General features: G+C 71.9%; 13 protein-coding genes. 5 read left to right on the top strand and 8 right to left on the bottom strand.

Going from position 1 to position 14,301, the window contains the following annotated elements; translation table 11 throughout:
* Window positions 1-39: 39 nt before the first annotated feature.
* On the top strand, window positions 40-1,320 hold the full coding sequence (locus tag ACIQU3_RS13755) for an IPT/TIG domain-containing protein (protein WP_403924977.1): 1,281 nt from the start codon (window positions 40-42) through the stop codon (window positions 1,318-1,320).
* Between the two features lie 435 nt (window positions 1,321-1,755).
* Here the strand turns inward: ACIQU3_RS13755 and ACIQU3_RS13750 are convergent, their stop codons facing one another.
* From ACIQU3_RS13750 to ACIQU3_RS13735, 4 genes are all read right to left on the bottom strand, one after another.
* The gene (locus ACIQU3_RS13750) at window positions 1,756-2,235 is read right to left on the bottom strand and encodes an ATP-binding protein (RefSeq protein WP_403740464.1); all 480 of its coding nucleotides are present in this window, start codon (window positions 2,233-2,235) and stop codon (window positions 1,756-1,758) included.
* 443 nt (window positions 2,236-2,678) lie between these two features.
* Entirely contained in the window at window positions 2,679-3,620 is a 942-nt protein-coding gene (locus ACIQU3_RS13745) for an acyl-CoA dehydrogenase family protein (RefSeq protein ID WP_403924973.1), read from the bottom strand.
* Between the two features lie 6 nt (window positions 3,621-3,626).
* Entirely contained in the window at window positions 3,627-4,760 is a 1,134-nt protein-coding gene (locus tag ACIQU3_RS13740) for an acyl-CoA dehydrogenase family protein (RefSeq protein ID WP_403740412.1), read from the bottom strand.
* Window positions 4,760-5,956: an amidohydrolase family protein gene (locus ACIQU3_RS13735; protein WP_403924971.1), complete on the bottom strand. Its 1,197-nt coding sequence runs from the start codon at window positions 5,954-5,956 to the stop codon at window positions 4,760-4,762. Before ACIQU3_RS13735 ends, ACIQU3_RS13740 begins: the two co-directional genes overlap by 1 nt.
* 101 nt (window positions 5,957-6,057) lie before the next feature.
* Here ACIQU3_RS13735 and ACIQU3_RS13730 point away from each other — a divergent pair, with 101 nt between their 5' ends.
* A complete protein-coding gene (locus ACIQU3_RS13730) occupies window positions 6,058-7,566 on the top strand; it encodes a class I adenylate-forming enzyme family protein (protein WP_403924968.1) in 1,509 nt (502 codons plus the stop codon).
* Here the strand turns inward: ACIQU3_RS13730 and ACIQU3_RS13725 are convergent.
* Both ACIQU3_RS13725 and ACIQU3_RS13720 read right to left on the bottom strand, forming a co-directional pair.
* The gene (locus ACIQU3_RS13725) at window positions 7,545-8,057 is read right to left on the bottom strand and encodes an EF-hand domain-containing protein (protein ID WP_366710989.1); all 513 of its coding nucleotides are present in this window, start codon (window positions 8,055-8,057) and stop codon (window positions 7,545-7,547) included. The two genes, ACIQU3_RS13730 and ACIQU3_RS13725, sit on opposite strands and share 22 nt — an antisense overlap.
* Before the next feature lie 168 nt (window positions 8,058-8,225).
* Window positions 8,226-8,606: an STAS domain-containing protein gene (locus ACIQU3_RS13720; protein ID WP_403740400.1), complete on the bottom strand. Its 381-nt coding sequence runs from the start codon at window positions 8,604-8,606 to the stop codon at window positions 8,226-8,228.
* 363 nt (window positions 8,607-8,969) lie between these two features.
* On the opposite strand from ACIQU3_RS13720, the gene ACIQU3_RS13715 reads away from it, so the two are divergent.
* Window positions 8,970-9,551: a sigma-70 family RNA polymerase sigma factor gene (locus tag ACIQU3_RS13715; protein WP_403740395.1), complete on the top strand. Its 582-nt coding sequence runs from the start codon at window positions 8,970-8,972 to the stop codon at window positions 9,549-9,551.
* 221 nt (window positions 9,552-9,772) lie between these two features.
* Window positions 9,773-11,302, top strand: coding sequence for a zf-HC2 domain-containing protein (locus ACIQU3_RS13710; RefSeq protein WP_403925331.1), 1,530 nt, complete (start codon window positions 9,773-9,775; stop codon window positions 11,300-11,302).
* A 121-nt stretch (window positions 11,303-11,423) separates the two neighbouring features.
* Here ACIQU3_RS13710 and purU read toward each other — a convergent pair whose 3' ends face one another.
* Both purU and ACIQU3_RS13700 read right to left on the bottom strand, forming a co-directional pair.
* Entirely contained in the window at window positions 11,424-12,305 is an 882-nt protein-coding gene (gene purU, locus ACIQU3_RS13705) for a formyltetrahydrofolate deformylase (protein WP_403740392.1), read from the bottom strand.
* A gap of 46 nt (window positions 12,306-12,351) precedes the next feature.
* The gene (locus ACIQU3_RS13700; protein WP_403740389.1) at window positions 12,352-12,852 is read right to left on the bottom strand and encodes a hypothetical protein; all 501 of its coding nucleotides are present in this window, start codon (window positions 12,850-12,852) and stop codon (window positions 12,352-12,354) included.
* 117 nt (window positions 12,853-12,969) lie between these two features.
* Here ACIQU3_RS13700 and ACIQU3_RS13695 point away from each other — a divergent pair, with 117 nt between their 5' ends.
* Window positions 12,970-14,283, top strand: a complete 1,314-nt coding sequence (locus ACIQU3_RS13695) for an ABC transporter substrate-binding protein (protein WP_403924965.1) — start codon at window positions 12,970-12,972, stop codon at window positions 14,281-14,283.
* The last annotated feature ends 18 nt before the right edge of the window (window positions 14,284-14,301 follow it).

The raw sequence follows: 14,301 nt of genomic DNA, 5'->3' as shown, positions 1-14,301 counted from the left end.
TTCATTTGCAGCCGTGTCCCCATGTGAAGGAGTACAGCTTTGGCCGCTCCTGTGGTTTCTTCCGTCACCCCCGTCCAGGGGCCGGCCTCCGGCGGTACGACCGTCGTGGTGACCGGATCGGACTTCACCGGCGCCCTGGCCGTTCGATTCGGCGTGAAGAGCGCGACCTCGTTCACCGTCAACAGCAGTACCCAGATCACGGCTGTCACGCCGTCCGGCACGGGTGCGGTCAACGTCACCGTCACCACCAGTCAGGGCACCAGCAGCCAGCAGGTGACGTTCACCTATGTCACCGTCGCCGTTCCCACCCTCACCGGCCTGGCCCCCAACCAGGGTCCGACCTCCGGCGGCACCACCGTCACCCTCACCGGCACCAACCTCACCGGCGCCACAGCCGTCTCCTTCGGCGGCACACCGGCAGCCTCGTTCACCGTCAACTCCGCGACCCAGATCACCGCCACCGCCCCGGCGAACACCGCCGGCGCCGCGTCCGTCACGGTGACCACCGCCGCCGGCACCAGCAACAGCCTCACCTTCACCTACCTCGCGGTACCCGCAGTCACCGGCCTGGCCCCCAACCAGGGCCCGACCTCCGGCGGCACCACCGTCACCCTCACCGGCACCAACCTCACCGGCGCCACAGCCGCCTCCTTCCGCGGCACACCGGCGACCTCGTTCACCGTCAACTCCGCCACCCAGATCACCGCCACCACCCCACCGAACACCCCCGGCGCCGCACCCGTCACGGTCACGACCGCCGCAGGCACCAGCAATCCCAACAATCCGCAGGCGTACTTCTACTACGCGGCCCGGCCCGCGCTGACGGCCGCTGTTCCACCCTCCGGCTCCGCTGCCGGCGGTACCTCGGTGACGCTGACCGGCACCGACCTGCTCAATGCGACAGCGGTGCGGTTCGACGGGGTGGCGGCGCTCTCGTTCACCGTCGATTCCGCCACCCAGATCACGGCGGTCACGCCGCCCCATGCGGCCGGCACCACGTCGGTGACCGTGACCACCCCCGGCGGCACCAGTGACCCCGTCGGTTACGTCTATCTCGCGTCCCCGGCGCTGAGCGCGCTCGCCCCCGATCGCGGACCGGCGAGCGCCGTCACCGTCGTCACCCTGACCGGCACCAACCTCGCCACCGCCACCGACGTCCGCTTCGACACGACTTCGGCGTCGTTCACGGTGGTCTCGCCGACCCAGATCACCACCGTGGCCCCCACGGGGGCGGCCGGACCGGTCCCCGTCCGCGTCACCACTCCCGCCGGCACGAGCAATCCCGTCACCTACACCCGGGTCGCGGCCCCCGTCATCTGACCGGCGGCGGCGTCCGCACCGTCCCGGGACGGATTCCTCCGGCCCGGGACGGCTCTGGCGCCCTTCACCCCCCTGCGGAAGGACGGCCGACGGCGCGGCACTGCACACCCCGAGCCCGGCAGTCCGCGCCGTCACCCCGATCCGGCGTCCCGGTCCCGGGTTCCCCGGCCCTGGGCGACGGGCACCGGATCACGACCCACACTCGCCGAGGACTCCCGTCGCTGAAGCCCTCGCCGTCCCCTCACGGCGAATCGTTCCCACAAGCGTGATCAAACCATTACGACGCGTCAACGCCCGTTCGGGGATTTGCCACTTATGACCTTTTTGATACAGGCGCGCACGGAAGCACACCCAGGCGCACCGCATCGTGGCAGGACCGGGGCGTTCGGTCGCCGTGCCCCCGTACACCTCGGCCACCGGTCGGACGAGCGGGCCCTACACCGCCTCGTAGGTGATCCCCTCACGCGCCGCCGCGGCCCCGCCGTACGGCACGACACGACTCCCGCACACGGCGGCGCCGCGCGGTTCGGCACCGCAGTCCAGCTCGCACCAGATGCGCTTGCCGGTGCCCTCGGCGCTCCAGCCCCAGCGGTCGGCGAGCCCGTCGACGAGGGCGAGACCGCGGCCGCCGGTCGCGTCGTCGTCCGCGCATCGGGGCACGGGGGCGCGGACGCTGCGGTCGGCGACCTCGAGGCGGACGATGGCCTCCCCGGACGCCGCGCCCGGCAGCGAGAGCCGCAGCACCGCCGGGCACCCGGTGTGCACCACGGCGTTGGTGACGAGTTCGGAGACGAGCAGGATCAGCGTCTCGGCGACGGGCTCATCGGCCTGTATGCCGGACCCGGCCAGGCGGGAGCGGGCCCACCGCCGGGCTCGCCCCACTTCTGCGGGGTCGGGCCGGATCTCCAGCTGCACTTGAAGCACCTGCACCGCTCACACCATCCGAACCGGCGGACACTTGAACTCGCGCCTCACGAGGGCCACGATCGTAGCCATTTTCTGCATGGCCAGAACAACGGCCGGGACGAGGATCACAGAACGTGAATCCCTTGTGGGACAGCATGGTTGACGTACAGTCACGCCAACAAGCGCTTCGGGCATATTCCAGCGCGAAGGAGTACCCGTGCGGCATACTGTGCGACGCTCGCCGCGGGCAGTCGAACAGGCGGCGCCACGGGGTCGCACTGCGCTCGGAGCCACTCGCATCTGACACAAGGTACCGGAGTCGGCAATCGACTCCAGGCCGTAACGAGTCACACTGAGGACACAAGCCGATATCAACGCTCCGTGATTCCGGTATGCCACGATCCGCGACATCTCCGGGAGGGCGTGCGGCGATATCGCAGCCAGACGGCCCGTCAGGCCGTTTCGGACGCCAGGGTGGCCGCGAGCAGGTCTTCACTCTCCGTGACACCGCCCGCACGCTGGGTTCGAACCCATGCGCGTTTCAGATGCAGATGGACCTCGGACTCCCAGGTGAAGCCCATGCCGCCGTGCACCTGGAGACAGTCGCGGGCGCCGCGCACGGCGGCCTCGTCGGCGAGGAGCCGGGCCGCTGCGATGTCGGCGGCGTCGCCGGTGACGGCGGCGGCGTAGACGGCGGCGCGGGCCGTCTCGACGCGGACCAGGATCCCCGCGCACAGGTGTGCCACCGCCTGGAAGGCCCCGACAGGCCGGCCGAACTGTTCGCGCACCCGGGCGTGTTGCGCGGCGAGTGCGCAGACCCGGGCCGCCGTGCCGAGTTGCTCGGCCGCGGTGAGCAGGATCGCGACGGGATCGGGCGCGGGTCGCCGCGCGGTCACGCGGTGCAGGGGGGTCAGCGGGTCGACCGAGCGCAGCGGCACGGCACCCGCGGCGTCCCCCCGGACGACGTCCGCCTCCGCCAGCCATTCCACGAGCCCGCCGTCCACGGCCGCCACGACCCTCTCCCCGGTGGCCGCGCCCGGTACGGCACCGGCCGCGAGGTGGGTCGCGACGAGCGGGCCGGGCAGCAGCACCCGCCCGGCCTCCTCGAACACCAACACGGCCTCCGGCAGGCCGAGTCCGACCCCGCCCTGCGCCTCCGGCAGCCGCAGGGCGAAGAACCCGAGGTCCCCGAGGGCCCGCCACAGCCCCCGGTCGACCCGCGGCGGCCCGGCCACGCGCCCCGTACCGGCCCCGTCGGCACCCCCCTCGGTGACACCACCTCCGCCGGCCGCCTCCACCGCCGCCCGCAGGGCCTCCCCGTCGAACCGCCGTGCGAGCACCTCGCGGACGCCCTCCCGCAGCGCCCGCTGGTCGTCCGTCAGCCGGAACCGCACGGCGGCTCACCGTCCCCTGGGCAGGCCGAGGATGCGCTCGGCGATGATGTCGTGCTGGATCTGCGAGGTGCCGGCCGCGATGGTGTAGGACAGGGCGGACAGCCGGTCCAGGACCCACGGGCGGTCCAGGTCCAGGCAGTGGGGCCCCAGTACCGCGGCGGCGGCGTCGTAGAGCTCCTGACGGGCGTGCGAGTAGCGGAGCTTGAAGACGGAGCCCGAGGCTCCCGGCACCCCACCCGTCGCCTCCGCCGCACTGACGTTCCACTGCGTGAGCCGCCACAGCGCCCGGAACTCGGCGTGCAGCCTGCCCAGCCGGCGACGCAGTGCCACATCGTCCCACCGGCCGTTCTTGCGGGCCTCGACGGCCAGTTCGCCCAGCACGCGCCGACAGGCCACGACCTCGCCCGCGAACGCCGTGCCGCGTTCGAAGGACAGCGTCACCATGGTCACGCGCCAGCCGTCGTTCTCGTCCCCGACCCGGTTCGCCACCGGCACCCGCACCTCGTCCAGGAACACCTCGGCGAACTCGGCCGACCCGGCGAGCGTCCTCAGCGGCCGTACGGTGATGCCGGGCACGTCCATGGGCATGGCCAGCCAGGTGATGCCCCGGTGCTTCGGCGCCCCGGCGTCGGTTCGCACCAACAGTTCGCACCAGTCGGCGACTTCCGCGTGCGACGTCCAGATCTTGGAGCCGGTCACCACGTAGGCGTCACCGTCGCGCCGCGCGTGGGTGCGCAGCGCCGCGAGGTCGGAACCGGCGCCCGGTTCGCTGAAGCCCTGGCACCAGACCTCCTCCCCGCGCAGGATCGGCGGCAGCCAGCGCCGCCGCTGCTCCGCGGTGCCCTCGGCGGCGATGGTCGGGCCCGCGTGCAGCAGGCCCACGAAGTTGGCACCGACGTAGGGGGCGCCCGCCTTCTCGGTCTCCTCCAGGAAGATCAGGCGGGTCGTCGGGGAGGCGTCCCAGTGGACGTCGGCGTAGCCGGCGTCGTGGAGCCGCCGCTGCCAGCCGAGGTCGTAGGCGCGCCGCCCCGGCCAGTCGCCGGGGGACGGCTTGCTCGGGAGGCCGGGGAGCACCGCCGCGAGCCACTCCCGCAGCCGGGCCCGGAAAGCGGCCTCCTCGGGCGTGTCCGACAGGTCCATCAGCGGTCGAGGTCCAAGTCGAGCATCCGGATGGCGTTGCCCCGCATCAACTTGTACACCGTCTCGTCGTCGAGTCCCTCGACGTGCTCGAGGGCGACCTCCTTGGTGTGCGGGAACGTCGAGTCGACGTGCGGGTAGTCGGTCTCGAAGGTGGCGTTGTCGCGGCCGACCACGTCCAGGGACGCCACCCCGTGCCTGTCGCGGAAGAAGCAGCAGAAGATCTGCCGGTAGTAGTACGTGGACGGCGGCTCGGGGATGGCACCCCGCACCCCGCCCCAGGCGCGGTGCTCCTCCCAGACGTCGTCGGCGCGCTCCAGGGCGTAGGGGATCCAGCCCATCTGGCCCTCGGAGTAGGCCAGTTTGAGGCGCGGGTAGCGCACCAGGACTCCGCTGAAGAGGAAGTCCATCATCGAGGCCATCGCGTTGTTGAAGCTGAGTGAGGCCTGGACGGCGGGCGGGGCGTCCGGGGAGGCCGCGGGCATCTGCGAGGACGAGCCGATGTGCATGTTGACGACCGTGCCGGTCTCCTGGCAGGCGGCGAAGAACGGGTCCCAGTAGCCGGAGTGGATGGACGGCAGTCCGAGGTGGGTGGGGATCTCGGAGAAGGTCACCGCACGCACCCCGCGGGCGGCGTTGCGGTGGATCTCCCGGACCGCCAGCCCGACGTCCCACAGCGGGATCAGGCACAGCGGGATGAGCCGCCCGCCGCTGTCGCCGCACCACTCCTCGACCATCCAGTCGTTGTAGGCGCGCACGCAGGCGAGGGCGACCTCCTTGTCGTGCGCCTCGGCGAAGGTCTGGCCGCAGAAACGCGGGAAGCTCGGGAAGCACAGGCTCGCCTCGACATGGTTGAGGTCCATGTCCTTCAGGCGTTCCTTCGGGTCCCAGCAGCCGGGCCGCATCTCCTCGCGGGTGATGCCCTCCAGGGTCATCTCGTCACGGTCGAAGCCGACGGCGGCGATGTTGCGCTTGTACGGGAACTTCAGGTCCTCGTAGACCCACCAGTCGGTGGGCTGGCCGTCCGGGTCCATGGTGATGCGGTATGTGCCGCCGACGTAGGCGAGTTCACCGATTCCGGCGGTCAGCGCCTTGGGGCCGCGCTCGCGGTACCTGGCCGGCAGCCACGTGTCGAAGAGGTGGGCCGGTTCGATCACGTGGTCGTCGACGCTGATGATGCGGGGCAGTTCGGTCGCCATGGGTCCCCTCCGCCGGACGGTACTAATCTGATGACTCGTCAGATAGCATCGCATCTGACGACCCGTCAGCCAAGGACCTCGCCGAGCAGCAGGGGGCAGCCGTGCACGACACCCCGCAGGCCCTGAGTGCGTCCCGCACGCTGTGGGAGCTGGTCACCCGCCGTGCGGCCCTCACGCCCGACCGCCCGCTCTTCCTCCAGGACGGGCGGACGCTGACCTTCGGGGCTCTCCACACCCGTGCCGAGCGGGTCGCGGCCGGGCTGTACGGCATGGGCGTGCGCCCCGGCACGGTGGTCGCCTGGCAGTTGCCCACCCGCATCGAGACGGCCGTGCTGTCCTTCGCCCTGGCCCGGCTCGGCGCCGTGCAGACCCCGGTGATCCCCTTCTACCGGGACCGCGAGGTCGGCTTCGCACTGCGCGAGTCGAAGGCCGAGTTCTTCGCGGTGCCGGGCACCTGGCGCGGCTTCGACCACGCCGAGATGGCCCGGCGCCTCGGCGCGAAGGGCGTCTTCGAGGCCTACGACGACCTGCCTGACGGCGATCCGTCCGTCCTGCCTCCCCCGCCCTCCGACGGCGCCGCCGTCCGCTGGATCTACTGGACGTCCGGCACGACGTCCGACCCCAAGGGCGTGCTGCACACGGACCGTTCCCTGCTCGCGGGCGGCTCCTGCCTCGCGCACGCGCTGCGCCCCTCGGCGGACGACGTGGGCTCGATCGCCTTCCCTTACGCCCACATCGGCGGTCCCGACTACACGGTGATGCTGCTACTGTACGGCTTCCCGGCGGTGCTGTTCGAGCAGTTCGCGCTGCCGGACGCGCTGACGGCGTACCGCGCGCACGGGGTGACGATGGCGGGCGGCTCGACGGCGTTCTACTCGATGTTCCTGGCGGAGCAGCGCAAGCGCCCGGGCGAACCGGTGGTGCCGTCACTGCGGCTGCTGGCGGGCGGCGGGGCGCCCAAGCCGCCGGAGCTGTACCACGCGGTCGTGCGCGAGATGGGTGTGCGGCTCACCCACGGCTACGGCATGACCGAGGTGCCGATGATCACCATGGGGGCGCCCGACGACGATCCCGAGCTGCTGGCGACGACCGAGGGACGGCCACCGGAGGGGATGGAGATCCGGATCGTGGACGGGGAGGTGCGGCTGCGTGGGGAGGCCGTGTGCCGCGGCTATCTGGATCCGGGGCAGACGGTGGAGGCCTTCGACGCCGAGGGGTTCCTGCGCACCGGCGACCTCGGTCACCTCACGGACACCGGGCATCTGGTCCTCACCGGCCGGCTGAAGGACGTGATCATCCGCAAGGGCGAGAACATCTCGGCGCAGGAGATCGAGGACTTGCTGCACCGGCATCCGGCCGTCGGGGACGTTGCCGTGATCGGCCTGCCCGACGCGGCGCGCGGCGAGCTGGTGTGCGCGGTGGTGGAACAGCCGCCGGGGGCCGGGGCCTTGACGCTCGCGAGCGTCACCGCGTTCCTGCGCGCCGAGGGACTGTCGGTGCACAAGCTGCCGGAGCGGCTGGAGGTGGTGGACGCCCTTCCGCGGGGCGAGACCCTGCGGAAGGTGCTGAAGTACAAGCTGCGCGAGCGCTATTCGGGCACGGTGAAGTAGCGGGCGAACGCGGGGACGACCTCGGCCTCGCCGACCTTGCCGTCACCGTCCGTGTCGAGCGTGGCGGCGGCCGGTCCGGCGACGTCCTCGGGGACGCCGAGGCACTTCAGGACGCGTCCGGCCTCGTCGACCGTCGCCGTGCCGTCACCGTCGGTGTCCGCGACGTCCAGGGCCGCGTGCAGGAAGGGGCGGGCGATCTCGGCGAACCGGTCGGGGTTGTCGCGCAGGCGCTTGACCGCGCCGTTGACGAACTCCTCGCGCGTGATGCGCTGGTCGCCGTCGCGGTCCGCGATGCCGGCCATGCCCTGCCAGAAGGCCTCGGCACCGCCGTACAGGGCCTGGCCCTTGTCGGACCGGGCCGCCACGGCGAACTCCGTGAGCAGCGCCTTGGCGGCGCCGTAGAAGTCCTCACGGTCGATGTAGCCGTTGCCGTCCTGGTCGAAGGTGGCGAACCGGGCGGCGATCCTGCGCTCGTACTCGCTGCTGACCATGTCTCTCTCGGGCCGCCTTACGTCGGGTGGGGTACGTCTCGGTCGGAGCGTACGACGGAGGGCGCCGTTCGGGCGCGGGAAAACGTCACTTCTGCCAAGACCGGGGGAATTCCGGGACAACGGCGTGTCGGAACGGCGACATTCGCCGTACCGTGCGTCATCGGGCCGTCACGCGGACAGGGGTTCGCCCTCGTCGCCGAGGGCCGCCTCCACATCGCCGTACACGTCGAACAGTCTGCGGACACCCAGCGCGCCGAGCACCCGGTTGACGTGGGACCCGTCGGCCGCGCCCCGGGCGGGCAGCACGAGGCGCAGCCGGCCCTGGCACGAGCGGATCAGCCGACGGGCCGCGATGAGCACGCCGACGCCGCTGGAGTCGCAGAAGAACACCTCGGACAGATCCAGGACGAGACAGTGATGCCCCTCGGCCACCACGTCGTGCACGCGCTGACGCAGCACCGGTGACGTCACCAGATCCAGTTCGCCCGACACCTGGAGCACGGCCCATCCGCCCTGCTCGCCGCCGGTCACTTTGAAGGTCACCACCACGCCCTTCGATCGCCAAACCGGAAGCAGACCCTACGCTTCCTTGCAGCGCGGCTGCCCAGCGGCGGTTCCCTGAAACGCGACCCGGAAAACGGATCCCCCGCGGAAGAGGCTTGTTTTAGTCGACTTCGATCCTGTTCGATCCTCTTCAGTCAGGTCTGATCGGAGGCCGGTGGGGTAGGCGCGAGCCCAAAGGCACCCGGTGCGAGCGCCGGTGGTCCTCTACCACCTGCGGCCGGTCAGGGGGCGCACATTGCCACAAAGGGGCGTGCGCCACCGGCCGTGCCGACTACATTCGAGGAGACGTCGGACACAGGCTGGACACGGCACGGGCGCGGGACACGAGCAGGGGGGTGGAGGGGCCGCATGGCGGAAAAGGACGTACCGCCCCGCTGGGACCGCACGATGCAGCAGCGGCTCGCCCGCGGCGAAGCGGCTGCCCTCGGCGAGCTCTACGACCGGTTCGCCTCCCTCGTGCACGGCCTCGCCCACCGTGTGCTCGGCGACGAGCGCGCCGCCGACGGCATCACGCGCGAGGTCTTCGTCCACGTCTGGGAGCATCCCGGCTCCTACGACCCCAGGCAGGGCCCGTTGCGCACCTGGGTCGCCACCCTGACGCACCGGCTCGCGGTGCAGCGGCTGCGCGCCACCGAGACCGCCGCTCTCGCCCGGGACGGTGCCGGCACGGCGGACGAGCTGGAGCACAGGGTGCGCCGCGCCTCGATCGCCGCCCGCGCCGACTACATCGTCCAGTCCATGCCGGTCCCGCTGCGCTCGGCCCTGGAGCGGGCCTACTTCCAGCGCCGCGACTACCGCCGGACGGCCACCGACCTCGGCATCACCGAGGACGAGGCCCGCCGCCGTCTGCGGCTCGGCCTGCAACTGCTCTCCACCGCCCACGACACCGAACCGCCCGGTGCGCCGCCCGGATACGGGGGTGCGGTGTGAACGGGCCGGACCGGTTCGAGGCGCACGAGAGCGGCGCGGGGGAAGACGACCACGAGGAACAGGGCAACAGCCGGGACAAGAGCGGCATCCAGGACGAGAGCGGCATTCAGCACGAGGCCGGTGTGAGGGACGAGAACGGCACGCCGCGCACGAACGGCAAGACCGAGCCCGGCCCCACCCCGGGCACGCCGGACACCTCCGACAGGCCGAACGGGCCAGGACTGGGCGGCTCCAGCAGGACGGACGAGCAGGGGCCGAGTGGCGCCGGCGAGGCGGACCAGCAGGGGCCGGGCGGCTTCGGCGGGACGAAAGGGTCAGCGCGGGGCGGCTCCAGCAGGACAGGCGAGCAGGGACCGGGTGGCGCCGGTCAGGCGGACGAGCAGGGCGCCGGTGGGGCGGACGAGCCGGGGCCGGGCGGCGCCGGTGGGGCGGACCAGCAGGGCGCCGGTGGGGCGGACGAGCCGGGGCCGGGCGGCTTCGGGGGGCCGGGTGGGGCGGGTCGGGGGGAGGCCGGCGTCGGGGCCACGGGGCGGGAGCGTCCGCCGCGGATCCCCACGCCCCGGGTGTCCGTCGAGGACAGCGGGCTTCCGCTGCCCGCGCCGGCGGCCCTCGGCGATCCGCCACCGCCACCCGCCCCGCCCGTCTTCGAGCACCCCGTACTGAAGGCCCTGCTCGGCGCCTGGGCGCTGGCCGCCTGCTCGGCCGAGGAGGCCACGGCCGTCGAGGAGCACCTCGGCGCGTGCGGCTCCTGCGCCGACGAGGCCCGGCGGCTGCGCGAGGCGGTCGGACTGCTGCAACGCCCCGAGAGCCTCGACCTGGACCCGGGGCTGCGCACCCGCGTCCTGGACGCCTGCCTGGAGCGGCGCCCGCCACGCGTCCCGGTGCCGGAGTGGGCCGCCGCGTACGACGCCGAGACCGCGCGCCTCGACGCGCTGCTGCAGGACTTCGGCGACGCCGAGTGGCACGCGCCTGTGCGGCTGCGCTGGTTCCGCTCCGACGCGTCGACGAGCCGCCGCACCACCGTCGCGGGGGTCATCGCGCACCTGCTCAGCGTCGACGGCCTGGTGGGGGTCGCGCTCGGTCTCGACGACCCGCTGGGCGACGCCCCGGCCCGGCGTCCGACACCGGCGGCCCGCACCGAGGCGTTCTGGCGCGCCTCCCACTTCCCGCCCACGCGGTCCGTCCGCGCGCCCTGGCGGGAGCAGAGCCACAGCCTCGTGCGCACGGTGTCCTTCACGGGCGGCGTCTCCGAGCAGACTCCGGTGTCGTACGGCGACTTCGAACTGCCGCTGCACGACGCGATGCTGGACCGTGCCTTCGAGTGCTGGGTGCACGCGGAGGACATCGCCGACGCCGTCGACTACCCCTACGACCCGCCCTCGCCGCGCCATCTGCACCGCATGATCGACCTGGCGGCCCGCATGCTGCCGACCGCACTGGCCCACCGCCGCCGGGCCGGTCTGGCCGCCCCGGCCCATCATCGCCACCTGGTCGCCGCGGGGGAACCGGGCCGCAGTCTCCGGCTGGAGATCGAGGGCTCGGGCGGCGGCGAGTGGCTGATCCCGCTGGACTCCCCCGCCGCGAAGGGCTCCGCCGAGCACGAGGTGGCCCATGTGGCCCTGGACGGCGTCGAGTTCTGCCGCCTTGCCGCCGGCCACGTTCCTCCTCAGGAGGCGGCGGCAGGCCAGGTGGGAGACAAGGAGGCGATCAGAGACGTCCTGTTCGCGGCCGCTTCGCTCAGCCGGATGTAGTCCCCCGCCTCAGGGCGCGTCCTCAGGGGCGCGGGGCTCCGTCCGATATGCGGCTCCGCCGCGTGGGCGCGAACCACCGCACACGACCCGCACCCGCCGCCGGACGGGACACCCCGAGCTCCTAGGCGAAGATCACAGTCCGTCGCCCATTGGGCAGAATCCGCCGCTCGGCATGCCACTTGACGGCCCGCGCCAGCGCCTGGCACTCCACGTCCCGCCCGATGGCGACCAGTCCGTCGGGCGTCACGTCGTGCCCGACCCGCTCGACCTCCTGCTCGATGATCGGCCCCTCGTCGAGATCGGCCGTCACATAGTGCGCCGTCGCACCGATCAGCTTCACACCCCGGGCATGAGCCTGGTGATACGGCTTCGCCCCCTTGAAGCTCGGCAGGAACGAGTGGTGGATGTTGATGATCCGCCCGGAGAGCGCCTTGCACAGGTCGTCCGACAGCACCTGCATGTACCGGGCGAGCACGACCAGCTCGACACCCTCCTCACGCACGATGTCGAGCAGCCGCCCCTCCGCCTCGGACTTCGTGTCCTTCGTCACCGGAATGTGGTGGAAGGGGATGTTGTACGACCCCACCAGTTCGGCGAAGTCCGTATGGTTCGACACCACTCCGGCGATCTCCACCGGCAGCGCCCCGGTCCGTGCCCGGAACAGCAGGTCGTTCAGGCAGTGCCCGAACTTGCTGACCATCAGCAGGATGCGCATCTTCTGGTCGCCCCGGTTGATCTGCCAGTCCATCTGGAAGGAGTCACCGATCGCCGCGAAGCTCGCCCGCAGCTTCTCCACGGTCACCGGGGCGTCGGCCGAGAAGTGGACCCGCATGAAGAACAGTCCCGTGTCGTGGTCGCCGAACTGCTGGCTGTCCTCGATGTTGCAGCCGGTCATGAACAGGTAGCTCGACACGGCGTGCACGATGCCCTTGCGGTCAGGGCAGGAAAGCGTGAGGACGTACTGGTCGGCCGGGACCGCGGCACTGGTGGACTGCTCGTTCATGCAGGACAGGTTCCCACAAGGAACGACGCCACCGGCAATCGTCCCGCTAGGCGGACCTGGTCATGATCCGCAGCACTTCCAGGCTCCGCGGCGCCGCGTCCGGCTCCTCGCCGTCGCTCGCGGCGAGCCGCACGTGCGCGTCCCGGGCGGCCTGGACCGCCTCCGGCCAGGCCTCGTGCTCGAGGTAGGCGGCGACCGGCGCGTCGGGCCCGACCTGGTGCATGATCCGCAGCACCCGCAGCACCGCGGTGTCGACGAGGGCCGCCTCCTGCGAGTCACGGAAGATCGTGCCGACGTACTTGTCGGCGGACCAGTGGTCCAGCCAGGTGTCCTCGACCAGCCGGTACACCGCGTCGGTCACGTCACCGTAGCCGTCCGCACCGGCCAGCCAGACGTCCCGCTGGAACCCGGGATCGGAGAGCATGTGCAGCGCCGAGCGCACATTGCTGCGCCAGCGCCACCACGGCATGTCGTTGACAGGCATGCCGCCCATGGTGGAGGAGCGACGGCCACGACGGGAAGAGTTCTCCGAAGCTTGCACGGTCATCGATCGTACGTTCCCCTCCACATCGCTCCCACGGGCCCCCGCAATTCACCTGCACGTCACCCATTGTTGACCAGAGATCACGCACGGGTTAGCCGTGTGACGGAATCGTGCGGAAGCATGACCGGCAGGCGACGCACCCGCAGCACATTCCTCCCCGGCCTCCTCACCCGTCGTTCCAGAGGCGCCGCACTCTGTGCGGGCACGGCCCTCGCGTGCGTGTCGCTCCTCGCCGGATGCGGGGTCGTCCCCGGTACCACGGGGGGTGCCGGGGACGACGGCACCATCACCGTCATGACCTGGGCCCCGCAGGACACCAAGGCCACCAACAAGCCCGGCATGCCCGCCTTCGCCCGCGCCTACGCCCGCTGGATCAACGCCGAAGGCGGCATCAACGGCCGCAAACTCAACGTGCTGACCTGCAACGACCACAACGACAGCGTGGCCGCCGCGAAGTGCGCACGGCGGGCCGTCAAGGAGAACGTGGTCGCGGTCGTCGGATCCTACAGCCAGTACGCGGACTCGTTCTTCCCCTCGCTGGAGGGCGCGGGCATCCCCTACATAGGCGGCTACGGCATCACCAACGCCGAGTTCACCAGCCCCCTGTCCTACCCCGTCAACGGCGGGCAGCCCGCGCTGCTCGCCGGTCTGGGCAGCGCCCTCGCCGACTGCGGGCCCGTCGCGCTGATCCGGCCCGACACCATCGCGGGCGACCAGCTGCCCCCGCTGCTGGACTCCGGTCTGAAGGCGGGCGGGCACCGGGCCTCGACCGACCAGCGGGCGGCGGAGGACGCCACCGCGTACGACGGGCAGGCCGACCGGGCTCTGCGCACGACCGCCGCCGGCGCGGCGGACGACGGGTGCGTGGTGCCCGCGCTGGGGGACCGCAACGGCACCTTCATGGACTCCTTCCGGCGGGCCCGCGAGGACTACCCCGAGGTGCGGACGGCCACCGTGCTGGGCAGCGTCGACCAGACGGTGATCGACGCGACCGGCGGGGCGTCGGGACCCTACGAGGGCTCCTACATCACCGGCTGGTACCCGGTGGCCGGCGATCCGCGCTGGGACGGGATGAAGCGGGTGATCCGCGAGGAGGCCTTCGGCGACAACCGCATCGACCCCGCGGACGCCGGTGTGCAGACCACCTGGATCGCCTACACGGTGTTCCGGCAGATCGTCGAGGCGCTCGGCGACGGCGAGGTGAGTGCCGACACCGTGGCGGAGGCCCTGGACGACGGTCTGGAGATCGAGACGGGCGGGCTCACCCCGACGCTGCGGTGGCGGTTCCAGGACAAGCTCGCCGGGGTGGGCTTCCCCCGCCTGGTCAACGCCGACGTGACCCTTCAGGTGGTGCGGGACGGGCGGCTCGTCGCGGCCCGCAAGGGCTTCCTCGACACCACGAGGACGCTGGAGAACGCCGACGTGAACTACTGAGCGTCCCCGCCCTGTGGT

It is taken from the genome of Streptomyces sp. NPDC101110, from assembly GCF_044759525.1.
GTDB lineage: Bacteria > Actinomycetota > Actinomycetes > Streptomycetales > Streptomycetaceae > Streptomyces.
The sequence above is the reverse complement of the archived record's forward strand: the minus strand, read 5'-3'. Positions and strand labels throughout refer to the sequence as shown.

Excerpts from the sequence above, each read along its gene's own strand:
- ACIQU3_RS13735 (WP_403924971.1), bottom strand. The coding sequence starts at position 5,956 with ATGGCGACCGAACTGCCCCGCATCATCAGCGTCGACGACCACGTGATC.
- ACIQU3_RS13740 (WP_403740412.1), bottom strand. The coding sequence starts at position 4,760 with ATGGACCTGTCGGACACGCCCGAGGAGGCCGCTTTCCGGGCCCGGCTG.
- ACIQU3_RS13700 (WP_403740389.1), bottom strand. The coding sequence starts at position 12,852 with ATGACCGTGCAAGCTTCGGAGAACTCTTCCCGTCGTGGCCGTCGCTCC.
- purU (WP_403740392.1), bottom strand. The coding sequence starts at position 12,305 with ATGAACGAGCAGTCCACCAGTGCCGCGGTCCCGGCCGACCAGTACGTC.
- ACIQU3_RS13725 (WP_366710989.1), bottom strand. The coding sequence starts at position 8,057 with ATGGTCAGCAGCGAGTACGAGCGCAGGATCGCCGCCCGGTTCGCCACC.
- ACIQU3_RS13715 (WP_403740395.1), top strand. The coding sequence starts at position 8,970 with ATGGCGGAAAAGGACGTACCGCCCCGCTGGGACCGCACGATGCAGCAG.
- ACIQU3_RS13695 (WP_403924965.1), top strand. The coding sequence starts at position 12,970 with ATGACCGGCAGGCGACGCACCCGCAGCACATTCCTCCCCGGCCTCCTC.